The sequence below is a fragment of the Alteromonas sp. AO-Serp genome (assembly GCF_017849675.1).
Classification (GTDB): domain Bacteria; phylum Pseudomonadota; class Gammaproteobacteria; order Enterobacterales; family Alteromonadaceae; genus Alteromonas; species Alteromonas macleodii.
In genome coordinates, this window is sequence record NZ_JAFLMX010000088.1 from 17519 (window position 1) to 43386 (window position 25868).

The 25868-nt window shown below is 44.0% G+C and carries 24 protein-coding genes and 1 pseudogene; 9 read left to right on the forward strand and 16 right to left on the reverse strand.

Annotation, left to right across the window (positions count from 1 at the left end; translation table 11 throughout):
• The first annotated feature begins 25 nt into the window (after nt 1–25).
• Nucleotides 26–1000, forward strand: a complete 975-nt coding sequence (locus tag QVA83_RS07125; protein WP_061487031.1) for a tyrosine-type recombinase/integrase — start codon at nt 26–28, stop codon at nt 998–1000.
• Between the two features lie 442 nt (nt 1001–1442).
• On the forward strand, nt 1443–2405 hold the full coding sequence (locus QVA83_RS07130) for a hypothetical protein (RefSeq protein WP_156079178.1): 963 nt from the start codon (nt 1443–1445) through the stop codon (nt 2403–2405).
• A gap of 286 nt (nt 2406–2691) precedes the next feature.
• Here QVA83_RS07130 and QVA83_RS07135 read toward each other — a convergent pair whose 3' ends face one another.
• The 8 genes from QVA83_RS07135 to QVA83_RS07170 form a co-directional block, all read right to left on the reverse strand.
• Entirely contained in the window at nt 2692–4047 is a 1356-nt protein-coding gene (locus QVA83_RS07135) for an ATP-dependent nuclease (protein ID WP_156079177.1), read from the reverse strand.
• Between the two features lie 4 nt (nt 4048–4051).
• Nucleotides 4052–5197 carry a reverse transcriptase domain-containing protein gene (locus QVA83_RS07140; RefSeq protein ID WP_156079176.1) on the reverse strand — a complete coding sequence of 382 codons (1146 nt, stop codon included), beginning with the start codon at nt 5195–5197 and terminating at the stop codon, nt 4052–4054.
• 806 nt (nt 5198–6003) lie between these two features.
• Complete coding sequence (gene merA, locus QVA83_RS07145; RefSeq protein ID WP_020743016.1) at nt 6004–7644, reverse strand: mercury(II) reductase; 1641 nt, start codon at nt 7642–7644, stop codon at nt 6004–6006.
• Entirely contained in the window at nt 7641–8087 is a 447-nt protein-coding gene (gene merC / locus QVA83_RS07150; protein ID WP_020743017.1) for an organomercurial transporter MerC, read from the reverse strand. The genes merA (QVA83_RS07145) and merC (QVA83_RS07150) overlap by 4 nt, the downstream gene beginning before the upstream one ends.
• A 4-nt stretch (nt 8088–8091) precedes the next feature.
• Nucleotides 8092–8367: a mercury resistance system periplasmic binding protein MerP gene (gene merP / locus QVA83_RS07155; protein WP_020743018.1), complete on the reverse strand. Its 276-nt coding sequence runs from the start codon at nt 8365–8367 to the stop codon at nt 8092–8094.
• A gap of 35 nt (nt 8368–8402) precedes the next feature.
• Nucleotides 8403–8747, reverse strand: a complete 345-nt coding sequence (locus QVA83_RS07160; RefSeq protein WP_020743019.1) for a mercuric transporter MerT family protein — start codon at nt 8745–8747, stop codon at nt 8403–8405.
• A gap of 74 nt (nt 8748–8821) precedes the next feature.
• Nucleotides 8822–9220 carry a mercury resistance transcriptional regulator MerR gene (merR, locus tag QVA83_RS07165; protein ID WP_061095336.1) on the reverse strand — a complete coding sequence of 133 codons (399 nt, stop codon included), beginning with the start codon at nt 9218–9220 and terminating at the stop codon, nt 8822–8824.
• Between the two features lie 662 nt (nt 9221–9882).
• A complete protein-coding gene (locus QVA83_RS07170; RefSeq protein ID WP_232380342.1) occupies nt 9883–10137 on the reverse strand; it encodes a hypothetical protein in 255 nt (84 codons plus the stop codon).
• A 157-nt stretch (nt 10138–10294) separates the two neighbouring features.
• On the opposite strand from QVA83_RS07170, the gene QVA83_RS07175 reads away from it, so the two are divergent.
• The 7 genes and pseudogenes from QVA83_RS07175 to merA (QVA83_RS07205) all read left to right on the forward strand — a co-directional run bounded on the left by QVA83_RS07175 (nt 10295) and on the right by merA (QVA83_RS07205) (nt 15526).
• Nucleotides 10295–11053, forward strand: a complete 759-nt coding sequence (locus tag QVA83_RS07175) for an IS5 family transposase (protein WP_069945575.1) — start codon at nt 10295–10297, stop codon at nt 11051–11053.
• 900 nt (nt 11054–11953) lie between these two features.
• Nucleotides 11954–12148 carry a hypothetical protein gene (locus tag QVA83_RS07180; protein ID WP_281084609.1) on the forward strand — a complete coding sequence of 65 codons (195 nt, stop codon included), beginning with the start codon at nt 11954–11956 and terminating at the stop codon, nt 12146–12148.
• Nucleotides 12149–12281: 133 nt separating this feature from the next.
• Nucleotides 12282–12677: a mercury resistance transcriptional regulator MerR gene (gene merR, locus QVA83_RS07185; RefSeq protein WP_425292844.1), complete on the forward strand. Its 396-nt coding sequence runs from the start codon at nt 12282–12284 to the stop codon at nt 12675–12677.
• Between the two features lie 84 nt (nt 12678–12761).
• On the forward strand, nt 12762–13109 hold the full coding sequence (locus QVA83_RS07190) for a mercuric transporter MerT family protein (RefSeq protein WP_012801203.1): 348 nt from the start codon (nt 12762–12764) through the stop codon (nt 13107–13109).
• A 34-nt stretch (nt 13110–13143) separates the two neighbouring features.
• On the forward strand, nt 13144–13419 hold the full coding sequence (gene merP / locus QVA83_RS07195; protein WP_012801202.1) for a mercury resistance system periplasmic binding protein MerP: 276 nt from the start codon (nt 13144–13146) through the stop codon (nt 13417–13419).
• 13 nt (nt 13420–13432) lie between these two features.
• Nucleotides 13433–13878, forward strand: a pseudogene (gene merC / locus QVA83_RS07200) (organomercurial transporter MerC).
• Between the two features lie 10 nt (nt 13879–13888).
• Nucleotides 13889–15526 (forward strand): mercury(II) reductase, encoded by a 1638-nt coding sequence (merA, locus tag QVA83_RS07205; RefSeq protein WP_281084608.1) that lies wholly within the window; start codon nt 13889–13891, stop codon nt 15524–15526.
• A gap of 378 nt (nt 15527–15904) precedes the next feature.
• Here merA (QVA83_RS07205) and QVA83_RS22430 read toward each other — a convergent pair whose 3' ends face one another.
• The 8 genes from QVA83_RS22430 to QVA83_RS07240 form a co-directional block, all read right to left on the reverse strand.
• Entirely contained in the window at nt 15905–16195 is a 291-nt protein-coding gene (locus QVA83_RS22430; RefSeq protein WP_197047990.1) for a bile acid:sodium symporter, read from the reverse strand.
• A gap of 311 nt (nt 16196–16506) precedes the next feature.
• The gene (locus tag QVA83_RS07210; protein WP_045980004.1) at nt 16507–17394 is read right to left on the reverse strand and encodes a cation diffusion facilitator family transporter; all 888 of its coding nucleotides are present in this window, start codon (nt 17392–17394) and stop codon (nt 16507–16509) included.
• Nucleotides 17395–17428: 34 nt separating this feature from the next.
• Nucleotides 17429–18331 (reverse strand): cation efflux transmembrane domain-containing protein, encoded by a 903-nt coding sequence (locus QVA83_RS07215; RefSeq protein WP_045980005.1) that lies wholly within the window; start codon nt 18329–18331, stop codon nt 17429–17431.
• A gap of 176 nt (nt 18332–18507) precedes the next feature.
• Nucleotides 18508–21702, reverse strand: a complete 3195-nt coding sequence (locus QVA83_RS07220; protein ID WP_281084606.1) for an efflux RND transporter permease subunit — start codon at nt 21700–21702, stop codon at nt 18508–18510.
• Nucleotides 21703–21718: 16 nt separating this feature from the next.
• Entirely contained in the window at nt 21719–23029 is a 1311-nt protein-coding gene (locus QVA83_RS07225) for an efflux RND transporter periplasmic adaptor subunit (protein ID WP_045980006.1), read from the reverse strand.
• Between the two features lie 16 nt (nt 23030–23045).
• On the reverse strand, nt 23046–24278 hold the full coding sequence (locus tag QVA83_RS07230) for a TolC family protein (RefSeq protein WP_045980007.1): 1233 nt from the start codon (nt 24276–24278) through the stop codon (nt 23046–23048).
• Between the two features lie 98 nt (nt 24279–24376).
• Nucleotides 24377–24742 (reverse strand): hypothetical protein, encoded by a 366-nt coding sequence (locus QVA83_RS07235; RefSeq protein ID WP_106646697.1) that lies wholly within the window; start codon nt 24740–24742, stop codon nt 24377–24379.
• Nucleotides 24743–24862: 120 nt separating this feature from the next.
• Entirely contained in the window at nt 24863–25813 is a 951-nt protein-coding gene (locus QVA83_RS07240; RefSeq protein WP_018624881.1) for a DNA-binding protein, read from the reverse strand.
• Nucleotides 25814–25868: the final 55 nt, after the last annotated feature.

Sequence of the window (25868 nt, forward strand, 5' to 3'; positions counted from 1 at the left end):
TTAAATTATAAAAAAGCACCTATTTATGAGCGCAATGTTAATTCATGTAGAAAATGTACCGATGGCGATCGCTGAATCAGATCGAGATCGCGTAATTGGAAACTTACGTGAGTTAAAGGACGATGTATGGGAATTGAAGTCAGAAAATACGAAACGCGCTTATCAGTATGACTTTAATCAGTACCTAGGGTTTTGCAAAGATAATGCATTACCGGCGATGGCCAGTGATGTCAATGTGACTAAAACAACATGTCGTGCCTATCTGGACTACTTGATGTCGACCAAACTGAAGCATCATTCAATACGTCGAAAAATTGCGTCAGTGCGCTATTTCATTGGTGTAAGCGAATTACCGGACCCGTGGAAACAGTCAAAACTCTTTGCCGAATACACCAACCATAAGATAAATCAAAAGCCCAGTCGTCAGTCTCAAGCCGCGCCTATGCGCCTTGAAATTATTGACGCCATCAATGCAAAACTCGATACGGATCCGCTGATTGGGTTACGTGACGCCGTCATCTTTAATACGGCGATAGACACGATATTCCGAGCATCCAATTTGTTAGCTATTGAGATCCATCACATCGATTTTGCTAAACAACGGATCTTTGCGCCTCGCTCCAAGACCGATAAATCAGGTAAAGGCCAGTACGGCTATATCTCAACAACCACTATCAATCTTATCGACAAATGGCTCACAAGAACGGGCATTGCGGATGGCCCCTTATTGAGAAAATTATCACCCAAGCAAACGGTACAAGATAACGCGATGCAATACCATGCACTCTTGGCCAGATATAAGAATTTAGCGGCAACACTCAATTTAGAATTCAAACCAAGCTGCCATAGTACCCGGGTCGGTGGGGTGGTAACCATGTTTGAACGAGGTATCTCATTAGATCAAATTCAAAAGGCCGGCGGGTGGACAAGTTCAGCTATGCCGATGCATTACGGTGAAGAGTTTGATGTCACAAAGACTGGGATGGCCAATGTACGATAAGACAACAGACGGATTGAAAAATGCTGTCCTAACAACTCACTGGTGACACAAACGGCTGCGCTTTCAAGCGCGGTTATTGCGCTGTTTCAAAATCGTGCTAATTTGGTTATTAATGCATGATAGCGCTAGTAAAATTCCCCTTAAGGAAAAATAGAAAAAAATCTGTTTTTTCACGAAAAAACCAGTGCTGACAGAGGTTTATATTTTATATTCGTTAATCTTACAAAACACTTGTTCAATCGGTGTTCACGTTATTAAGCAAGGGTATACAAAGATGTTTGTAACGTACTGACGGGTATAAAAAAATCATTTACGAAGGTAAAACTAGTGTTTTCTTTACAACAGTGAAAAACACAAACCTATTAGTAATTTACGGGCTGTGTTCATATTTCGCTTTCAGTCATTTATACAATCGTCATTAACTAACTCTGTGAGACCGACAATGAATGCTAAACCGAATCAGGCGCTAGACAATGACGATGACGTTGCACTTCATGGGGTGACCCTCGAACATGTTATCGTCGAAATTGATTCACTGAAATCAGAATTCGCTGACATTGAAGCCAGGCTTTACGAACAACTGCAGCTTGATGGCCAGTTAAAACCGATTGATGCGCCTTCTTTGCATAGGGCTACGGTGTGTGTTGAGATGGCGTCAAACCACTTAAATAGCTATGCCGTTACCTCCGATGTAAAAGTGGCAGTGGTGGCCATGCTGTTGCTAGACATTGAGCTTCAATATCGCCATTTCTCATCGATATGTCCTCGCTTATTGGGGAAAAAAGCCTCAGACATTGGCTATCGCGATATCTTTGTTAAATTCTTTGACCTCATTGCGCGAGAATTGGCGCGCTATGACAAGCAATCAGGTCGGGGCTCAGATGCTTCCTTCTCTGAACTCAGTGTTCTGGAGAAACATATACAAGAAGAAGTCGTAAAAGCCATTGCCCCGGTGAACAGCATAATTCAGTTAATTCTAAATGATTACGCGCTTTTATCGTCAATCTCCGGCGTTACGAAGCGGGCGCATAATAAAGACAGGCAACGCTACTTCAAAGTAGCTAAAAAAACCCGTGACGGTTACATCAGTCGTTTTAAAGCGAGCATCGCTGCTGCGTGGGAACAAGTGTCTGCGTTAAGTGAAGAGCTTATCGAACTCAAAGCAGCAAAGAAGACTCAGATCATGGCGCTCAACAAAGAGCTTAAAAAAACGCGCGAGAAAGCTCTTCAATTTCGAAGTGTGCCTAACCCGATGAGTGAGCTTTTAGGGATAGACATTGAAGTGAATAAAGACGAAGAAATCGCGTCATTGTCAAAAAAAGTAGACAGCTTAGAGGCCGTCAATACAGAGCTCCAACGGGAAACTGTCCGATTAAATAAATTGTTGTCTACTTCAGGGTTGTGAACATGGCTAATAAAATCTGTACTACAATTCATGGCATCAGTCTTGAGGAGCAAGGAGATCGATAGCGTTAATTTCATCGTTATTTTTTGTGAGCGGTTGCGTTCATTTTTTATCTAACGCGATTATACTGGGCGAGCTGAGTTGGTAGGCAGCAAAAGACAAACACCAGACGTTCGAGGAGTAACGATTTGGCCAAATTTACTGAGCCACGACACAACGATCTATATCAGGAGCATAGTATCTTGCTTGAATATAGATACCTACTGCCAAATGCAAGCAATAACCGTTATCTGGACAAAAACTCTATCAGTTTTGCTTGATATTCATCGATGCCATCAGGTGAGTGATTAATTAGAAACTCAAACACTTCAAACTCTGTTTTAAGCTTATTGTGTGAATATTGCTTCAGTAGAGATTTTCCCCGTTTTTTCGGTGAGTTTCCTCTAACGTTTAATCCTTCATCATAAATTTTGTCATGACGAGCATCCCAATAAAGCCCAAGTTCATGCTCTAAATCTTGGTAGGGCAAAAAGACAACATTTTTCAAATTCGCAAGGTTACCGACATTCAGTTGATCGCCGTCTAACGCACATAGGACATTCTCAGGGCCAGAAAAGAACTCCTGCGCCTCATTTCTATTTCGTATATCAACTGTATTCTGAGCACCACCGAAATGAATCACTATGTATTTGGAAAAAATCTGCTCGCCAGTTTTATGGATAAGATACTTTATGAAATTTGCTGATAACTCGTCTTCCGCAAGAATATAACGATCCCAGTTTTTGTGAAATCCAAACAAAATGCTCTTTGCATAATTGTGTGAGATCTCCCTTATAGAAACTTTCCCCTCTGAGTTTTCCATATAGTGCAATTCACCCTCGTTAAGCGTCTCCATTAAGGCCAGAGAGTGGGTCGTGAATATAACATTTACCTCATAAAGCTCGCATAGCCTTCGGAGCTCTTCGATAAGTTTAACTTGCGCTGATGAGTCAAGAGCAATATCAATTTCATCTATAACGATGCATTTACGCTTTTCATGTATGTATCTATACAAGTTTATTAGGAAATACTCTCCTGAGCTAAGGTAGTCTTCTCTGATATAAAAACGTTCTACTGGATCTCGCAAAATGGCGTAAAAAGTCTTGTTTTTGATGCTGACTTTTTTGAGACTATTGAATCTATCATCGCCATATACTCGATTGAGAAATTGAATAAGCTCTTCCGGCACTTCAAAATCACCATTTGCTATTTTCGAGCGGATATCTGAGTCGTACTTAACAAGCTCCTGAAAATGACTAAAACGTTTCCCGTGTGGGATAGGAAGCTCAACACCAAACAATTGCCTAATGTCTTTGTCAATGAGCTCCCTAGAGTCGATAGCTTTCAGCTTTTTGTTGAATACAAAACTATATGCCTTGTCTCCAACTTGATAGGAGATATGGCTTGAATCATCAAATATGTAGGGAGCTCCTGTCTGTTGAAAAGTATCATTGATAGATAGATTGCGGATTGCTCTAACGAGGGTAGTTTTTCCGCACCCGTTCTTACCTACCAAACACTGAAGTTGATTTAGCGAAAGATCGACTTCAAAAGAACAGTGCTCTATATGTTGTACGTTTTCAATTTCGACTGAAAGCAGCATTTCGTTACTTTGCCGACTTGTGCAAAAACATGTCTATGATTGTATTGCCGTACTTTTGGCGGAGTTTCAATAGATACTCTGGAGCCATTGCATTTGCGCCAATTAAGCGCCCAGACAACATCGAGATAACATTTTCGCGAGTAATAATCTTATCATTCTTAGTTTTTTTGTTTTTGAGTGCTAATCCGTAGCCTAAGAACTTGTCGTCGTTGGTTAAGTAGAAATGAAGCAATGTTTCGATTTCAACTTTATCGGCTCTATCAATCGAAATCTGTCCATTGGGCAAAATCACTACTCCGAGCAGTTTTACTTTCTGTCCTTTCTGTAAACAACGAGTCTTGGTTTCATTTAGTTTGATTTCCGCACCGACGAACTCTTGCAAAAGCCCACTAACCATGGCCGCAAGCTTTCTTAAAACCTCTTCATTGTCCGCAGACAAAATGATGTCATCAGCATATCTGGTGTAACTAACATCTAATTTATTCGATTGTATCAATAACTCTTTATCAAAATTTAACAGGCACATATTGCTTATGGCGGGAGACGTAGGAAACCCCAATGGAAGACCATTTTTATATGAGACAAGATTTAAAATGACATCTAGATATTCATGAACATCTGAAATAGGAACACTTCCCAATCCGTTACGGATCGAGTTACGTACTAGGGGTTTTGTTATGCTGCTAAAAAAATTCGATATATCCGTCTGAAAGAAAAATTTGTTTTTAGAGTGAGGTAATACTGCATCACGAACATTTACGCCTTTTCGATATGAAAAAACCACTTCAGTAGCAATAATTCCATAGTCAAACACGTTTTTTGCCAAAAAATGAAGTATGCGTTTGAGCCGTTCAGATGGTTTAACAATCTCGCGCTCTTTTATCTGGGTAACTTCAATGTTCTTATCAACGGAAAGATTAAGAAAGTCATCAAATGAGAGAGAGTTATGAAAATTGGAAACAAACACTTCTTGAAACGTTCTATAGCTTGCGTTTGTTTTCATTGCGATAAGCAGTCCCTGAAGAGCAATAGAGCATAGAGCAATCAAACCTTCGGTAAGCCATGACAAGCCAAGCGGGAGCGAAACGCCTCGAATCTCGAATAAACGATAATTTGATTCAAGAGGTTTACTACTTAACACTGCGGCCATTTAAAAAATTTAAATAGCCGCAGCGAAGAGTAACTGAATCATAGCCGGTAGTGACCTCGAATTTTTCGACTGAAGTTACTTCTAGTCACGAGGTATATGTGTAGTATATGGTTTTGAGTTGTTTTTTTCAATTCTTACTGATCCTCAAGGTTGGCTTGAAGCTCAAAAGAACAGCTATGTAATCACCCTTGAGCTCCATTTAGCTAGATAATTTCAACCCCAGAGGTCATTGCCAAAGGATGAGTCCACTGATAAACCGCATGCAATTTTTTCCTGACTAACATGCGTATACATCTTTGTTGAACTTAAACTTGCGTGTCATAACATCACATGTACATGCCGGCTCTCTGCATCGTTATCTAGCATTAATGTTACTGTTACATGCCTAAACAAATGACACGCTCCATGAGGCTGAAAACTTGCTTAACATATTTGGCGACCACATCAGATAACATGTTAGGCAAATAATCGTTTCCGTTATTAGCCCAAAAAACAATCACAACCAAAAATGGGACGAATTCGTTGCCAGTATAATGTGATCCATTCTAGCGCCCGTTGGCTGATTGGCACGATGCGTTGCCAGCGTCCTTTGCCATGAATGTTCTAGACACTGCGCACCAATTATTTTTTGCGCCTACCATCCGATCATAATCGCTATCAATTTTACATGGCTCTGAGCGTCAGCTTTACGTAAAGCGGAAGTTGGCCTTTACATATTTTTCATGTATATGAGCGTTCAAAAAAACATCAATTGTTTTGTAAAGGTGGAGCTAGCATAAGCGCTAGCTCTAACATATTAGGTTCGATTAAGCTGCGCAACAGGATAATTCAGATACGTCTTTATTGAAGGTTTGAGCGCATAGTTTTAACCCCTCTACCATTGTCAGGTAAGGAAATAGTTGTCCTGCTAATTCTTCAACTGTCATATTGTTGATAATGGCAATTGCTACGCTTTGAACAAGCTCACCACCTTCATGAGCCAATATTTGTGCGCCTATCAGCTTACCTGTGGATTCCTCTGCAACTAATTTAATAAACCCGTCAGTTTCAAAATTAGCTAATGCTCTAGGCACATTTTCCATTGGTAACACCCGACTTATCGTACTAATGCCTTGCTGGTTCGCTTGAGTTTCAGTTAATCCTACCGTAGCTACTTGGGGATCGGTAAAAATAACGGCAGGCATAGTCGTTAGATCTAAATTCACATCACCACCAGTCATATTCGTTCCTGCTCGGCTGCCTGCGGCTGCCGCTACGTAAACAAATTGTGGCATGTTCGAGCAGTCACCTGCTGCATATATACCTTCGACATTTGTTTGCATCTTTTCATCGACCATTACTTCGCCTCGCTCGGTAACTTGTACACCCACCGCTTTTAAGTTGAGTTTTTCTGTATTGGCATGACGTCCCGTTGATACAAGTAGTCTGTCAGAGGTGATTTGACCGTTGTTTGAGTCGATAATAAATTGTTTACCATCGTGGGCAATGTTTTTGGCACTCGTATAAGTAAGAACATTGATGCCTTCTTTTTTGAAACATTTCTCCAGTTCTTCACCTAATAATGGATCTTCACGATATAGTAAGGTATGCCTTGCAAGCACCGTCACTTCAGAACCCAACCGACGATACGCTTGAGCGATTTCCAGTGCCACTACTGATGAGCCTATAACAACCAAATGCTCTGGTAAATCAGTTGCAAATAGTGCTTCTGTTGAAGTCCAATAAGGCGTACCGCTCAACCCATTGATTGCTGGAATGGTGGGAGTAGATCCCGTAGCAATTAAAATTTTATCCGCACTGATTTCTTGTTGATCACCGTCTGGTTTATCAATAATCAGAGTGTTGGCGTTTTTAAAGCGTGCATAACCTTTGATAAGACTCAAAGAAGGGTTTGTATCTAAGATGTTCTGATATTTAGCATGTCTCAACTCCTCAACACGTGCCGATTGTTGCTGCGACAATAATGCTCGATTTAATTGCGGCTGGTGATTTTCAAGACCTGCAAATGGATTGTTACGTTGTTGCTCCGCGAGTTGTGCGGCTCTGATCAATATTTTTGATGGCACACAGCCTACATTTACGCAGCAGCCACCTATAACGTCTGCTCCCTCAATGATGGTAACTTTTGCGCCACCTTCAGCAGCCTTGGTTGCACAAGCGAATGCGCCAGATCCACTGCCAATAATGGCAACATGCAGATGTTTTTTATTTGATACAAACTGATCAGATGCACAACAAGAATCCTCCTGCGCATGAGATTGGTAGCCCTCTGACTCTAAGGCGTCAATTGCACTCTGGACGTTGAAATCTTCTGACGGAGTGATTGAGACTAAACTCTCTTCATAAGAGACTGAAACGTCAAGTACGCCTTCTAGTTTGATTATTTTATTGTGAACCTTAGGTGCACAACTGGGGCATGTCATGCCTTGAATACTTAACTTAATCATTTTAACTCCTTAGCGCCAATATTGTCAGTTGTGTCACATGTGCCATCATAGCGATGGTAAGCAGGTGAAAATATATCCCATAGCGATACCAAGACCATTAACCCTAGTGCTGAATAGGTTACGTATGTACTCCACCCATATTTAAACCAAGGGTACAAAGACAATAGTAAAAGGACGGGAGCTATCATACCGATGGCGCTTCGTCGCCATTGTTTATGACTCAGCCACCCTAAACCATTTAGTACGAGTACAACCCAAGCAAAAAAGGGCAATAAGGTATTGATAAACAGTCCTTCCCACTGACTCAGGAATCCCATTCCAATTGCAGCGCCTAAGCTGGCAATTGCAGGGAAACACATCGCACACCCCATCGCGGAAACGAGCGCTCCAATAGCACCTGCTTTTTCTCCAAAACGTGTGGTTATATTCAGTAGTTTCTTCATAAGACTACTTAACTTTCTTGGATGGGTAGCCCGCATTCGTTGTGGCATCAGTGAGTGCTTTGATGGTGGCCTTTTCGTCATCAAATGTTACCAACGCTAATTTAGTGTCATACGATACTTTGGCGAGTTTCACACCATCAACGTTTTCTAAGGCTTTTTTAACGGTAATCGGACAGGTCACACAGTTCATGGTAGGAACTTCCAGCGTAACCGTTTGTTCTTTTGCCACAACAGACGCCGCCGACACGCTAAGTAATAAACAAGTTATTAATTTTTTCATAATGATATTCTCCGTTTTAAAGATTTTTCGAAAACTTACGCAAACCAAATGATCCAGTAATTACTCGTCACAAGGACAAGTGCGACTAGTGCTGATACCCAAAAAGTGACTTGTCTGCGTTTTCTTGTTTTTGGAATTGCACATGCAGTGCCTTGCTCACATTTTTCGATAGGTCGATGAACTTTCCAGCCTGCGAACCCAAATGCAGCAATAACCAAAACTATAAAGATTGGTCTGTATGGCTCTAATAGCGTTAGGTTACTTATCCAAGAACCGCTAATGCCGAGTAAAAGCAAAACCAACGGTCCAGCACAGCATAATCCTGCACCAATGGCTGCAATTACCCCACTAATCAAAGGTAAGTTTGAATCTTGGTTCAATTTTTCATACTCCAGTTTATGAACTTAACTAGAGTATGAATGCCGTATCTAGGTACGGAGTCAAGCGTTTTTTGTTATTTTGAATTCGGTTGAAGTGAGTCAATGACTGGGCAGGTGTTTTTATCGGCATTAGAATGACATAAACCAACCAACTCGGTTAACGCCTTTTGTAATTTTTTTAAATCACTGATCTTATCGGCTACAGATTCTAGCTTGGCTTCAGCCAAATCTTGAACTTGGCTACACGGGGAGTCGTTTAATTTGAGTAGATTCTCGATCTCCTTTAGAGAAAAACCTAGTTCTTGGGTTCTTTTGATAAATCTGACTCTGTTAACTATTTCATCAGAGTAGTGTCGGTAGCCTGTTTCTGGCTTTGTGGGCTGTTCAATTAAACTTTTGCGCTCGTAAAAGCGGATAGTTTCGACATTCACCCCAACTTCTTTTGCCAGTTTGCTAATAGTTCTGTTTGGCATAATGTGGCCTACTTTTGATAAATTCTCATTTCATTTTACATATATGCTGCTTATATCGACACGGTAAAATTAGTAACAGTAACCCTATCGATTATCTACTATTCATTCAAAATGGTTGTGGAGAAGGGTTCGCCGATTTAAAGCTTTATACTTTTGTAAAGCAGAATAAAATGTACATCGACAACCGACGAATATCGCTTGCTTTTTAGCTCTAATGGCTGCGGTGCACAGCGTATGTCTGTAAAGTTTTCTCCTGTACATAACCAAGACAATTAGCAAATCACACAAACCAAAGGTTCAATTAGAGTGAAACGCGCTAACAGACACTATCCGGCACACTCCAGAGATGCATTCTTGTAGGTGGGGATGAAAGCAATATTGCTTAAACCGGAAGTCCAAATGATGACCTGAATGTCCGCTGTTTGTCTTTAGGCGACCTTGACTATCAAACCAGTTTCTACCAAGTTTTGCACAAATCGGAAATGTCGCTATCTGGATGAAATTTCAATATCCAACCTTAGAATGCAAATAGCCCAAATAACATTGATGAAATGAGTTTATTCCGAGTGGTAGGCGGCGCAGAACATAATTCTGTTAGTGGCCAGATACGCTCCAGTTGCTCTCTTGCTTTAAAAATACATTCCATGCCCAACTGACCTTTATTAATCTTGTATTTTCGCGTATTGCACTTCAAAAGCGTCTACAGCGTGCAATTTTAAAAACCTTGCTAGATTGTCCAGGCGCCATGTCCGCAGCGCATCAGAACGGCCATGGCGCATAACGTATGCTGTTTTAGTATCAGCGTTAATTGCAAAAACAAAAAACTTAAGTTCATCATCTTTACTTTCCTGAGCGATGACTTTGGTGATCGCTTTATCGGTGAGTCGCTCAGCAAATGCACCTTCTTTTAAATGCAATAAACTATTCATAATAAACAATATGCCGTAATGTTTGATACATAATGGCATATTGTCTTGATTGAACGCTAGAGGTTGTTGATCTTTGTATGAAAAGCAGCCGGCATAGCAACGAGGTATAATTGTTTCGCCAAAAATAATTAACCGTAATGTTGCTATGCCAAGAACGATGTTAACAGATGATGCGTGGGAAATCCTAAAAGTACTGCTAAAGGAGAGTGGCAGAGTCTATAACAAATATGAGCACCGAAATACCCTGGAGGGCATACTTTACCGAATGCGTACCGGCATTCAGTGGCGGGATTTGCCATCTGAATTTGGTCTCTGGAATACGGTCTACCGACGATTTAATTTATGGTCGAAGAAAGGCATATTGCAAAAGTTATTTGAAAGCTTAGCCTCCGAGGGTGACCCAGAATGGTTGTTTCTTGATGGTAGTATAGTTAAAGCGCATCAGGATAGTAGCGGTACAGCGGGTAAACAAGATGAGGCCATCGGAAAAAGTCGAAGTGGTAACTCAACGAAAATTCACCTTGCGGTAGATAGCGGTGGCCTGCCCGTTTATTTTGAACTATCCGGTGGTCAAGTGAACGACATCGTACATGCACAAAGTCTGATAATAAACTCCCCACAAGCCGATATTGTATGTGCTGATAAAGGCCATGACAGTGAAGCTTTTAGAGCTTACGTAGAAGAAAGTGGAGCAGATGCCAATATTCCACGCAAACGAAATAACAAATTAGGTAATGACGATATGGACTGGTGCCTGTATCGATATAGGCATCTTGTTGAAAACGCGTTTTTGAGGATAAAAAGGTACCGGGCAATATCAACAAGATACGACAAGCTAGCTCGAAACTATAGCAGTACAGTCGCATTGGCATTCATGATGATGTGGCTACCAATGTACTGCTGAACAAATAATGTTCAAAGATCAACAGCCTCTAGTGTCATCGTTTCCATTTAAATGCTCGTCTTTATGGCTACGAGGTTATCGCCATGGATGATAAGGTTGTCATCAAATGAAGGTGGTTTACCTTCCAACGGTAACGATTTATCCTCAACCGCTCTTAGCTCACTAAACGGTACTCCCACGGCAGAAGTATAATATTTTAATGTTGTTAAATCTACCTGATGGAAAATTTAGATCTGTGAGTTATTTGAGCAATCCCAATTAATGCAGGCTCCGACCTGTGAGTTGTTTTAGCTGTAGTGGAACAGTGACTTTGGCCATGTAATTAGAGTTGCTGGACTGGCCATGTCATATTGACCGCTACATCTACATCAACCACAACAGGCCGTTAGAGTAGGTGATTACACGAAAAAGCATTGAGGAAAAATAACAGTTTTATACTTATTAATCAGAATTTTAGTGTTAATAACAACTTTTACAGCAAAATGCAACTTGCGCGGAGATCTGAAAAGAGTAAGGTGTTTTATACTGTTACCAGAGGTTTACCTATGAACTTTATTGATGATGGCTTGATTTTGAAGTCAGTGGTCACTCAAGCAACCCTCTTACTGAAACCGAGAATTCCGGCGTAGGCAGGTGCATCAAGGAGCCTTCCCTTTGCAAGGTAACTGCTATTTTCACGGCTTCTGGGCCACCGACCTTGGGCAGTATTCGGCTTAACAAAGGTACGGTAGTAACGCTTATAAAACAGGCGCTGGAGTATGTAAGAGAGTGCATTGCTTTCGCTATGATGGCTTGCTCAAGTTTGGCGCAGTGAAAAAAGATTACTGACAAAAAGATCGATATTCAAAGTCAGTTCTTAGCTATGCTTGATAGATAACAACGCAACCAAAGCCGATGTTCATGCCTTATTGCCAAACTCACTTTCTCGCTGTAGCGCCTAAGCAAGTTGAAGACATCTTATCGTCATTTGCTAAGGAGAACTTTGTCGCTGGTCAGAAAGCTTACTGGCTAAATGATGGAGGCATTAACATCGACGCTGGTGAAAACGATATTCGAGGTACGGCCACGATTCGTGATAAATCGACCAAAAAATAGTTTAACCATATGAAATATATTGAATATCTCAACGAACTAACAGCAGACTTTGCGCTATTGATACACTGTTTGTTATATTCGTACTTTCAACTTAGAATTTTACTACCCACTTCAGTACCGACAATACGGTTAAATTATGTATGTAATTGGTCAACTTGCCAAATTGGCAAGCGTAAACGTTGAGACCGTTAGATATTATGAACGGTGCGGCTTAATTGAACAGCCCCAAAAACCCGTTAAAGGTTATCGTCGTTATCCTGAGACGACTTTGAATCGCATTCGGTTTATCAAACGTGCTCAAGAGTTAGGGTTTTCCTTGGATGAGATCGCTAACTTGCTGATGCTGGAAGAGACTTCTTGCCAAGAAGTACAAAGTATAGCAAACCACAAACTTGCCAGTGTTCGTGCAAAAATGGCTGATCTACGCCGCTTAGAAACCAGTCTTAATGATTTACTGAAACAATGTGCAAGCAACACTGAACAGGCACATTGCCCGATTATTACTTCCCTTCTCCCAGAAAACAACTAATAACAATCGCTAAACCCCTTGACTCCGTACTTGGATACGGAGTTTATACTGTTTTCTATCAGAACATTTGAAGTGGAGTAAGCCATGGCAAAAAACGATACCAGTTTACCGCTAGTTGGTGGTATTGCTGCTGCTATTGGTGCTGGGCTTTGTTGTGCTGGGCCCTTAGTCTTGTTACTACTAGGCGTTAGTGGTTCTTGGATTGGCAATCTGACCGTATTGGAGCCATACCGCCCTATTTTTATCTTGCTGGTACTGGTTTTATTTAGTTTTGCCGGTTGGAAAGTTTATCGACCTATAGAAGAGTGTGAGCCTGGAACCGCTTGTGCAATGCCACAAGTACGTAAGCGCCGGCAGATCATTTTCTGGGTAACCGCCTTCATTGCATTAATATTAGTCACTAGCAATTACTGGATTATCTGGTTTGCTTAATTATATCGTTGAGAAATAACCCTTGGAGAAGAAGATGAAAAAAATTGCACTATTATCCCTACTATCAATACTTAGCTTGGGTGCGTTTGCCAAGCAGCAAACAGTCATGCTTGAAGTTCCCACGATGACCTGCGTAACTTGTCCGATTACGGTGGAAAAAGCATTGCAACAGGTTGAGGGAGTTACCAAAGCTGAAGTGACCTTCGAAGATAAGTTAGCCGTGGTCACTTTTGATGATGAAAAAACTACGGTGGAAAAGCTGACCGAGGCCACAAAAAATGCCGGCTATCCATCTGTGGTAAAGCAATAAAGGACGAATACTAATGAAGAACCTGCTGAGTCTTTTTACCCGCATTGGCGACAAAGCCAGCTCATTAGGTGCCGTGGTGTCTGCCATGGGTTGTGCCATGTGCTTTCCGGCCATCGCCAGCTTGGGGGCAGCCATCGGGCAGGGTTCCTCAGTCAGTGGTAGTGGTTCTTTATCAATACACTCTTGCCTATATTGGCTTGGGTTAGCCTAATAGTTAACGGACTTGGCTGGATTGGTCACAAGCAGTGGCATCGTAACCTGCTTGGTATGCTAGGGCCTATTCTGTTGTTGCTATCACTTTATCCGTTCTTTCAATATGCCTGGAGCACTTATGTGACGTACTCAGCCTTGGCACTGATGGTAGCGGTATCAATCTGGGATATTTTTTCGCCAGCGAATAAACGCTGTGACAATGAAAGTTGTGTGCTTCCTGCCGACAACACTCACTCAAATCCATAAGGAGGTCTTTATGCGTAAATTCTCCATCTCTGGAATGACTTGTGAAAGATGCCCTCAGCAGATCGAAGATGCCTTGATCGTCATGCCTGGCGTCAGAAATGCCACCGTTTTTTATACGAAATCCAGTGCAGTCGTCGAAGCAGAATCTGATGTCAATGAACAGACGCTAATCAATACCATCAAAGCTCTTGGCTACACGGCTCAACCTGTCGCGTTAGATGGCTGCGATAGTGAAGATGTGACTGACAAAAAGTCGCTGCATGTCGCTATCATCGGTACTGGCTCGGCTGCTTTTGCTTGTGCTATCAAGGCAGTGGAAAATGGAGCACAAGTCACACTCGTTGAAGCTGGAGATGTGATCGGAGGTTGTTGTGTTAATGTCGGTTGTGTACCTTCGAAAATTCTGCTCCGGGCTGCCCAGCTGGCTGAACAGCAGCGTAACAATCCTTTCGACGGTCTAGAAAATCATGAACCTTCTTTGGATCGTAGCTTGTTAGCGAAACAACAAACTGCACGCGTGGAAGAGTTACGTGCCGCCAAATATCAGCATATTCTGGATACCAATCCAGCATTGTCATTGGTACAAGGTTATGCATCTTTTAAAGATACTCATACCTTAACTATTCGCAACAAAGATGGTTACGAGCAAGAGCTGGTTGCAGATCGCTTTTTGATTGCCAGCGGCAGTCAGCCATCTATTCCTCCTATTCCAGGCCTGGTTGATACCCCTTATTGGACTTCGACGGAAGCTTTATTCGAAACTGAGCTACCTGAGCACTTGTTAGTGATAGGCTCTTCAGTTGTGGCTGTCGAACTTGCTCAAGCTTATCGTCGGCTGGGTGCAGAGGTCACTATCTTGGCTCGCAGTACTTTATTGCTCCGTGAAGACCCACTGTTGGGAGAAGGCTTAACCGTAGCTTTTGAACAGGAAGGCATTCGCGTACTGGAACATACCCAAGCCAGTCAGGTGTCTTATGAAGATAATAAGTTTATCCTTGATACCGAGCAAGGAGAAATTCGTGGCGATAAATTGCTGGTCGCCACCGGCCGTGCACCTAATACCGGTAAGCTTAATCTTGCCGCTGCCGGTGTAGAAAAAGAGGCCAATGGAGCGGTCACTGTAGGTGATCAGATGCGCACATCACAGTCACATATTTACGCAGCAGGTGATTGTAGTAACATGCCGCAACTGGTTTATGTCGCGGCAGCGGCAGGCAGTCGTGCAGGGATTAACATGACAGGGGGTGAAGCTCGGTTGAATCTATCCGCGATGCCAGCCGTGATCTTTACCGAACCGCAGGTAGCAACGGTAGGGTTGTCAGAACAAGAAGCTCATGCACAGAATATTGAGACCGAAAGTCGAGTATTCCCACTGGAAAACGTGCCTCGAGCACTGGCTAACTTCGACTCTCAGGGTTTCATCAAACTGGTGGTTGAAGCTGGCTCCCAACGCCTGATCGGAGCCCAAGTATTAGCTCATGATGGCGGCGAGATTATCCAGAGCGCGGCACTGGCGATTCACAACCACATGACAGTGGATGACTTAGCGGATCAATTGTTTCCTTATTTAACTATGGTGGAAGGCCTGAAGCTTTGTGCACAAACTTTCAGTAAAGATATTAAAGAACTGTCTTGCTGTGCTGGGTAAGCTTTATCTTTCGTCAGAAAAGATATTTATGAGTCTGCTTTTGGTTTCCAGTGATACGGTACTACCAATTTACTGCATATTTCTTCGTGGAAAGTTTCTTCAGTAACTGTTTGAGAGCTAGCCTCAAGCAAGATATTTGGCCACAATAGGAGATGTGATCATCTGAATTACTGCAAAGAATGTGGCTGGTATTACTATTTCTGATGGCAACCGGGATGCAGCCACAAAAGCCGCTGCAATGCTAAATTCTTTTTTGCTGACAGTAAATAGGTATGCGATGACTTCCGGTCGGTCTGTCGTTATAAACCGTGAAGCCATTCCAATTAAGTAGCCACAAAGATTTAGACTTAAAGCTGCTCCAGCAATTACAAAAGCATACTATCCATAACCAATGATGGTTTCTGCATTGGAAGCCACTACCGCAAGTAATATTACAAGATAGAAGACTGACCCAATTCCTGCGTAAGTCGAATCATGCTTTGAAATAATCGTCGGAAAGTTGGTGCGTAAGGTTACACCGAGAATTGTAGGCACTAAAACAACTAGAGCTAACTCCAGGATGATGGAAACGAGAGGGACTTCTAGCTGTATCCCTGTCAGCCATAGAAAAAGGAGCGGAACTACGAAAGGAGAAAAGGCTGTATTGACCGCATTGAAAAAGGCGACCAGTCAAGAAGCCTGCAATTGAATCGGGCCATAGACGAGCCCCATTGCCAAAAACTGTCTTGACGGTTTGCGAAAGACTATTCGTACGGCATGTGCATCAAATGTAAGGCTGATCACAAACATCAGAATCACAAGTAAAGGGGCTATTGAGGAGTCGAGGTACTTCCCGGATTCGGGCAATATCAGGCCAACTCCAGCTACAATAATCACAAACCAAACAAGATTTGATTCAACGAAATAAATTAATCGACGCATAGGTCAAGGGTACCAGTTACAGTGCGGCCACAATATAAATTATAGCTGTACACTCCCAATTACAGAGCTTGAGAATCATCGCGACATTGCTCATTTGTCATTTCAAGCTCAATGGTCGTATGCTCTAAATTAAATTTACTCAATCGTTCTGCTATGGACTTTTTTAACTCCAGTTGCTGTTGAGTAGACAGTGCCTCTTGTAGAGCTAGATGAGCAGTAAGTACATGATGCTCTCCATCCAATGACCACAAGTGCAGGTGATGGATACTATCCACTTCTTTGAGTTCTATTAAGGTTTTATAAACTGATTTTGACAGTTCTTTGTCAGGGATTGCCTGTAAAAATAACCTTATAGTGTGCCAAAGGTTTTTAGCAACATTAATTAAAATATAGAGAGTGAAAAGAATTGATAAAGCTGGGTCAAGAATGGGCCAGTCAACAAAAAGAAGTACGATGGAAACGATTAAAACTGCAACCCAACCCAGTACATCTTCCAATAAATGCCAATTGAGTACACGCTCATTAAGAGTTTTGCCTTTACTTAATTTATAAGCCGCAAACCCATTAACTAGCACCCCAAACACGGCTAAGGCGATCATGCCCTCAACTATAGGCATTTCTGGTTGCAGGAGTTTAGGGATAGCTTCTGTCAGAACCCAGACGGAACCAATAATGAGGACTAGACCATTAATAAGTGCACCGAACAATGATAACCGGCGGTAACCATAGGTGAACTCTGAATTTGAACCTTTTTCACTAACTTTACTGAGAAACCAAGCAAATCCGATGGATAAACTGTCGCCAAGATCATGAACGGCGTCGGCCATGATGGCGGTACTATTGGTTAAGATACCTCCTATAAATTCGATAATGGTAAAGGTGACATTCAGAAAAAATGCCCAACCTATACGATTATTTGAACCATGTGAGTGCGAATGATCATGCATTTAAGATTACCTCTTGTGGAGCTCTATTCCTACCTTAGGATTTGATCTTCAATATACGAATACCGCCAACTAAAACAATTAATCCAATGATAAACCCAATGATTAAGTCTGGATATTGTGAGCCCGTCCATGCCACTAATCCTCCGGCAATAATAACGCCTGCGTTAGCGATGACATCGTTAGCAGAAAAAATCCAACTTGCTCTCATGTGAGCGCCGCCATTTCGCTTTTTGGCAATTAAGATTAAGCACCAGACATTTGCTACCAAGGCAATTAAGCCAAACACCATCATAAGGTTTGACTCAGGCTCACTCCCTTGAACCAGTCTCCTCACAACTTCTGTTAATACACCCAGAGCTAATATAATCTGTAACCATCCTGATATATGCGCTGCACGGAGTTTTTTTCGGACGCCATGCCCAACGGCGTATAGTGCCACCCCATACACTGCTGCATCGGCAAACATATCCAATGAATCAGCTATCAATCCGGTCGATTGTGCCCACCAGCCGATAACAAGTTCTGTAATAAACATCACTGCATTAATAGCTAATAGCATTTTAAGTATCCCAGCTTCCTCTGCTTCTTCATTTTGTGCCGTCAACCTTGCTTTATGGATAATCTCGCTGTCCACAGCGTTAGTTGATTCCAATCTAGCCCCAAGCCCAAGAGACGTTATCCGGTCTTCTACCATGTCCCTGAGTTCAAGGTGATGAAGCACTCTAACTATGCGTTTATGTGTATCAAACTCGAGGATTACACTTGGCTCAAGACTGTCCAGTGCCATTCGGATCATGCTTTCCTCTGATGGGCAGTCCATTTTAGGAACGTGGTATTCGCTTACATGTGCCCCTTCAAATAACTTGTCGTCGTTAGTAATATCTTGTGTTTCATCTGTAGCATCTGCTTTGCAGTCACGGTTACATTTCTGGCTCATAGGTATACCTTGCATTTTTTGATATTGGCTTTCCCCCTCCCCGATCACTATAGTCTAAAGCGGAGAGTCCTCGATACGAAAATGGGCGAGCTTTCAGCATTAATGGGGTGTTGGTTCAAACCATCTTGCTATTATAAAGTATTGCCGACTCCAAAATAGAGCCGGCAGATTGCTAGTTAGTGTTTCTCCTTCAACTTACCTTTTGAAAACCAGGCAAACAGAACGGGCAACACAAACAGTGTTAAAAATGTGGCTGTTATCAGCCCGCCTACGATAACACTGGCAAGCGGTTTTTGTATCTCTGCGCCAACGCCATTTGATAGCAACATCGGTATTAAACCTAACGCAGATGTCACTGCTGTCATCAATACCGGTCTAAGCCTGGATACGGCACCATCAAAAGCGGCTTCACTGACAGGTAGGCCATCCTTGATACGCTGATTGATACTTTCAACCATCACTACACCGTTAAGTACCGCGACGCCAAACAGGGTAATAAATCCGACCGAGCTGGGCACTGATAAATACTGCCCTGACAGCCAGAGTGAGAACACCCCACCAATAACGGCTAGAGGTACATTTACCAGGATCAGCATAGCCTGACCAACCGAAGCAAAGGCAAAGTAAAGCAACAAGGCAATAAGCGCCAGCGATAATGGCACGACCAGCGACAGACGCTTTTGTGCTCGCTGTTGATTTTCGAATTGTCCACCTATATCCACGGAGTAACCCGTTGGCAAATCAACTTGTTCAGCAATCGCTGCGCGAATATCTGCTACCACACTGCCCATATCACGCCCTTGCACATTGGCCTGAACGACTACTCTGCGCTGAACATCATCGCGGCGAACCTGCGGCGGGCCGGAAGCAATATTTACAGAGGCTACATCACCAAGGCGAACCCAGGCTCCTGAAGGTGCCTGCAAACGAAGGTCAGCAATAGTTTCGCGATCTTGGCGAAAACGTTCATCCAACCGAACATAGATATCATAACGTTCGTTACCATTGATGATTTGTCCAGCGCTGGCACCGCCAAGCCCATTTCGAACCACTTCCATGACATCCGCTACGTCGAGTCCATAACGAGACAATGCGCGGCGATTGGGCTTTACGACCAATTGAGCTTCACCGACAATTTGCTCCATGGCAACATCACGCGTACCGTCGATCTTTTTGACCACTGCCTCAATTGCCTGCCCTTTTTCAGCCAGCACATCAAGATCTTTACCAAAGAGTTTTATCGCTAGTTGCGCTTTAACCCCCGATAACAGCTCATCCACACGGGTGGCAATTGGTTGTGAAAAATTGAACAGCAATCCGGGATGTTGTTCCAGCTTTTGCTCCATCAGGGATTGAAGTTCATAACGATTATCGGCGCTGGTCCATTCTGGCACTGGCTTAAGACCAATATAGATCTCAATGTTATTCACTGGCTCTGGATCACCGCCAATTTCGGCACGTCCAATGCGTGATAACGCATAGGTGACTTCCGGGAATTCCATCAGCATTGCTTCGAGTTTTGGAGCGACTTCAAGCGCAGTATCCAGGCTGGAGGACGGAGCGAGAGTTACCCGGAGGTTGACCGTTCCTTCTTCGAGTTCAGGCACAAACTCGGTACCCAGACGCGGTATTACTAAAGCTGCCGCAACCACGAGCGTTACAGCAATACCAACGACGACCTTACTGTGGCTCATAGCCCACGACAAACCCTTGCGGTAGAGTTTATCAAGTGGTTTCAAGACGAAACTCTCCCGCGGGCGTATCCCTTTGCGAAACAGGTAGGTGGCTAATGCTGGGACTATGATTAAAGCTACAACCAGCGCGGACAGCATAGACAGCATGATACTGATAGCCATCGGCTGGAACAGTTTGGCTTCGACCCCTTCGAAACTGAATAGCGGCATGAAGACAACTAAAATAATTGCTGTCGCAAAAAATATAGGTCTTGCTACCTCTCTGCCAGCTTCTTGCAAGCGTAAAGCAATCCCATGGCTATCATGAGCTGCATCAACAGGACCTGGATCATCCTGAACCATTGTCTGTCTATCTTTGTCATGGGTGGCATCGGGATGGGTCAAATGTTTGAACATGTTTTCGACCATCACTACAGAGCCATCCACGAGCATGCCAATGGCCACGGCAATACCGCCTAGAGACATTAAGTTTGCCGAAAGACCAAACCACGCCATCACCATCAAAGCAATACCGATGGAAATTGGAATTGAGATCAGTACCAGTAAGGTAGCACGCAAATTCATTAGGAACAGCGCCAAAATGACCACAATGAAGACAAACGCCAGTAACAGAGCATTGACAACGGTATCAACCGCTTGCGTCACCAGATCGGCCTGATCATAGTAAGCCTCGAACTTAACTCCTTCCGGTAACGCCTGATTAATACGCTCGATACGGGCATTAACCCCATCAATGGTGCTTTTGGTATTGGCGCCTAAACGTTTTAATACAATGCCTGAGACGACTTCGCCTAGTGTCTCAACTTTCCCATCCGAAGTTCGGCGTGTCATGGTCACTGCGCCCTGGCGGATTTCGCTACCCAGATTCACTTTGGCTACATCCGATACGGTGATAGTGGTGCCATCCACCGTTTTCAGGGGAACTTGACGGATCTGCTCCAGCCCTTGCTTGCCATGATCGAGCCAGCCGGTACCTCGGATCACCAATTGCTCCTGACCACGGTTCATATACCAGCCGCCAACATTGGTGTTGTTACGCTCCAGAGCCGCCATGATATCGTCCTGGGTCAGATCGTAAGATAACAGCTTTGACGGATTCAGATCGACCTGATACTGACGCACCTCACCGCCGAAAGACAGCACATCAGTCACGCCTTCGGCCGGGATAAGCAACAACTTGACCACCCAGTCATTTAAGCTGCGTAGCTCCATGGCATCGAAACCCGAACCGGGTTCGGCAACCAGTAAATACTGATAGACTTGCCCCAGCCCAGAAGTGTTTGGCCCCATTTCGGGTGTACCAACGCCCTCTGGAATCAGCTCTTTGGCAGCCTGAAGTCGCTCGAATACCAGTTGCCGGGCAAAGTAAATATCAGTGCCTTCCTTAAACACAACAGTAACGCCAGACAAGCCAGTCTTTGAAATAGACCTTACTTCTTCTACATCAGGCAGAGCGTACATGACAGCTTCAATCGGATAGGTTATCAGCTGCTCGACTTCCTCAGCAGCCAAGCCAGGAGCTTCAGTATTGACCGAGACCTGAACGTTGGTAACATCCGGAAATGCATCAAGATTCAGCCTTGGAATAATAAAAAAGGCGCTGACCGTTAGTGTAATGAGCGCAATCGCCACCAGCAAACGGTTAGTGACCGCCCAATCGACAATTCGATTAAACATAGAGTCTCCTTAATGCTTAGTGGTTATGCGGATCAAAACCGCCTTTGGCGATTTGTGAAGCAACAAAAAAGGCACCGTCGGTAACAATACGTGTTCCGGGAACAATGCCGTTAATTTCACGCAACGAACCTAGTGCTCGCTTTAGTTCAACTTCTTGAGAGCGAAACTGCCCTGGACTCTCTTCTACAAAAATTGCCCAGTCTCCATCGGGATTTCGCATCAGTGCTGACTCTGGCACAGCCAATACCGGCTCTTCTGTACGAAAACGGAAGAAGACCTCTGCAAACTGTCCCGGATGCAGCCTATGCTCCAGGTTGTCCACCAATAAGCGCACTGTTCGGGTTCGTGTAACGGGGTTTATGGTATGTGCTTCTTGGGATACCTTGCCTTGAATTCGGATATCACCAGCCACAATGTCAGCCAATGTACCGAGCGGAAGTGATATAGACTGATCTGCTGGAAGGTGTGCTTCGACCCAGAGCTGCTTCTCATTGGCCAGCTTGATCAGAGGAGAACCAGCTTCGACGCGCTGCCCCTGCTCGAAGTCGTCAGATAACACAGAACCATCGGTTTCGGCACGTAGGGTATATTCGCCCAATGCCTTAATATCTTGCGATGCCAGAGACTGCAAATCTGACTCAGCTAACCCATAGGCCTGCAACGTTGCCCGAGCAGCCTCCCAGCTGGTTTTGGCCTGGATATAACGCTGCTCTCCAACGGTTTTGCGACCGAGCTTGCGGACTCTTTCCCATTCAGGCCAAGCGGTGCGATAGTCTGCCTGGGCCTGCGCCACATCCTCACTGAACAGGGTTACCAGTGGCTGACCTTGTTCGACATGAGCGCCCAATGCTACGTGACGACGTAATACAACGGAAGCTACTCGCGGTGACACTATGTAGCTAGTGTATCCATTAGAAAGAACTTCCCCTGGTGCGTAGAACTCATAATCAACGCGCTCGGCAGTGAGAGGAGCAACCTGGATATCAGCAATCGTCATTTGAGTAGCATTTAGTGCCGTAGTGGCAGAAGCTTCTTCTTGATGCCCATGTCCATCTTCTTCAGTATTACTTTCGCTGTGTCCCGCATCATCATGACTTTCATTGTGGGAACTATCGCTAGACCCATGTTTTGTATCACCATGACGCTCATGTTCATCCGTGGCATTTGATGGGTGCTCCTTGTGAGACGCATCATCCTTATGCTCAATAACCTCTTGAGCAGGCTTGCTCTTATCATGTTCGTGCGCCTCACCACTCATCGTTTCTGCAAGCCCTATGCTTGGTGCAGTCATTGCGGCGCTTAGCATCGCTATCAATAATCTATTCATGTTCATTATCCTATCTTTAATTCAGTGGCTTAGTCGCAGTTGGTGCAACAGCTCTGAGCTGGCCGGAGTGCAGCAACACTTCGGTTAACGCAAGTTGTGTGTGCTTTTCGAGTGAGATTCCTGCCAGCAGGCTCTCCGAACGCTGGTTGAGAGCGAGCAGGTAGTCAGTTGTTGATAGGTCGCCGCTTCGCCACTGGCGTTCCAACAAGTCAGCACTATTTTCAACTCTGCCACGAGCTAGCTCGAGCCAGCGTCGGTATTGCTCGTCATAACGTTTCCAGGCAGCTTGTGCAGCCTGCCAGTCAAACCGTAGATTGCGATAAACGGCCAAGAATCGGGCCTCTGCTTCTAGTGCTGCACGATTAGCCACACGAGTTTCGGCACTGTAGTCATTACGTACATTCAAAGGAATCGAGAAGGTCAGGCCGACAGTATTTTCTCCACCGTCGCGACCAGCATTGACTCCAAAGGTCGGCTCTGCTTTGGCTGCGCGGCGGGTTGCTACGGCCTCTTCCTTGATGGACTTCCAGCGAGCCTGAGCGCTGGCAACATAGGGATGTTGTAACAACTCCTGGTCAGTAATGGACACTGGCTCCGAAGGCCAGAAATCTTCGGGAATGCCTCCTTTTTCAGGAGTCCACTGTGGCAAAAGTTCGCGCACTCTGCTTTCTGCTTTTTGCAAAGCGACTTCAAGCTCAGCGACCTGTGCCAGCTGTTTTGATAAAGATAGAAAGGTGAGTTCAGCATCAATAGTGCCTATATCCCCTGCTTTTTGGCGCTTTTCAGCCACTTGCAATAATGCATTAAGCTGCTCTTTTTGTGCCTGAGCAATAATGGCGGCTTCATTACTGGCACGCCACTCAACCAATGCTGATAGAGCCTCAGCAGTCTTACTCATAACCTGTTGCTGATACTGGGCTTTGGCTGCTTGTCGGATAAAAGCCGCTTGCTGCTGTTTAGCACCTCGTCTATCCCACCAGTCAACCGTTTGAGAAACACCTACACGGTAGTTATTTTCTTCACCAACCTGTTCCAGCTCAGAAGATAACTCCGGGTTGTAAAGTGGCTGTTCCGCTGCGTCCGCAGTAGCTTCCGAGCCTTGCAGTTGCTCGCGGGCCGCGATGATGTCTGGGTGCTGCTTTATCTGTGATGCCAGCCAGCGCTCCCAATCAACGGGTTGCGCTTGCGCCGAAGCCGACAGCAAATAAATAACGGCACACATCGCATAAGAAACGGATAGTTTCTTCATGAAATTTCCTCACAATTAAAATCAAAGTACATCAGGTACAGCTGGGTTGGCATTTGCACAACGCTATACCTCAGAATAAAAGTTTATTTGTACTGTATTTAACTGATCGGAGGGGGATTATCAGGGAAGGCTATATGGGAACGGTAATGGGAAGGGTTGCCTAAAATAGCACCCTTTTGATAAAGAGAAGCAGAGATATCTTGGCGACCCAGAAAGAAAGGGTGTGATGAGCCATGACAGTGACAACAATGGTGGCAATCAAGCTGGTAGCTTTTGCTCTTTTCTGATTCTAACCAACGCTTGTCATCATCTGGTATTGGAGAAGAGTGAGCTTTTTGATGCTCGTGATCAAAAGTAAGATGCTCAGAACCGGATTGATGAAACTGATGAACGTCCGCCACAGCAACTACCGATTGCAGGGCAATCAATATGGCTAGAGCGAAAGTTAAAAGTTGACGGTTCACGGTAAAAAAGAGTCTCTACTCGTTCTCATAAATGCAGGGCAGTAGACTAGCAGATTATCAGTTAGTTCACAAAAGATAAGTGGATACTAACCAACTATTACACAGCTTTGTGCTTAAAGGCTAGCTTTTAGACTTGGCTACTTCCTGTTTTTTTGCGAGTTTCTCGGGCGATTTCAATTCCTCAACCTCATGCTCTAGCTGAACAACGGAAGTGTTTAGCTCATTGTTTTCTTTGGTTATAGCATCAAGTTGCGCTAGTAGCTCCTCTCTGTCAGTACTGGCTGACTGCACCTGTTCAGTTAACGCTTTTAATGAGTTTTGAAGTTCGCGCTGTGACTTGGCCAACAACCGCTTTTCGGTGATTAGCTCAGCGTTCTGACGGTTCAACTGCGTGAGTTCTGACTGTTGAGAGGCAATGGTTTGCCCCAGCTTTCGCTGCTCTGCTCGCAATCCCGACACTTCTTCAGCGTGCTTGCGCTCTTGTTGATCACGCTGTTCTTTAGCGGATTCGCGGAAGTGGCTCAAGTTGTCATAACTGTGTTGCAGACTCTTCTCCAGATCGATAATTCGTTCATCTTTTTGTCCACAAACAGCTGTAAGTTCTTTCAAGTCACTTTGAATACCTTGCAACTCAGTGTTCAGTTGCTCACTCTCACGGCTGGCAGTATTGAGCTTCGCCTGTAGTGAGTGAATGTTATCACTTAGAGCTTTATTTTGCTCTGTGGCTTGGCTTAACGACTCCTCAAGTCCTGACTTTTCTTGATTCCAAGACTTACGCTCTTTATCAAAGGCTTGCTCCATGTCTTCAATGGTTTTATTCGCTTCAGCGTTGAGCCTGGCAGCAAGCTGGCTTACCAGGTGCCCAATGGCGTCGGAGACTTTGACCTCGGTGAGTGTACCGTTAGTACGGGTCTTTTTAATGTCTTTGAGGTATTTTGAGATGGTGGTTTTGGAGCCAGTGTTACCCAGCTCAGCTCGTATTGCATCAATTGATGGGTTATTTACACCCTGTGAAGTCAATGATTTATATGCTTTTTCAACGTCAAATTGAGAGATGCCTGTGCGCGCCATTTTTTAAGTCTCTGATTATTTTGTAATGTAATACATAATATGTATATACATATTA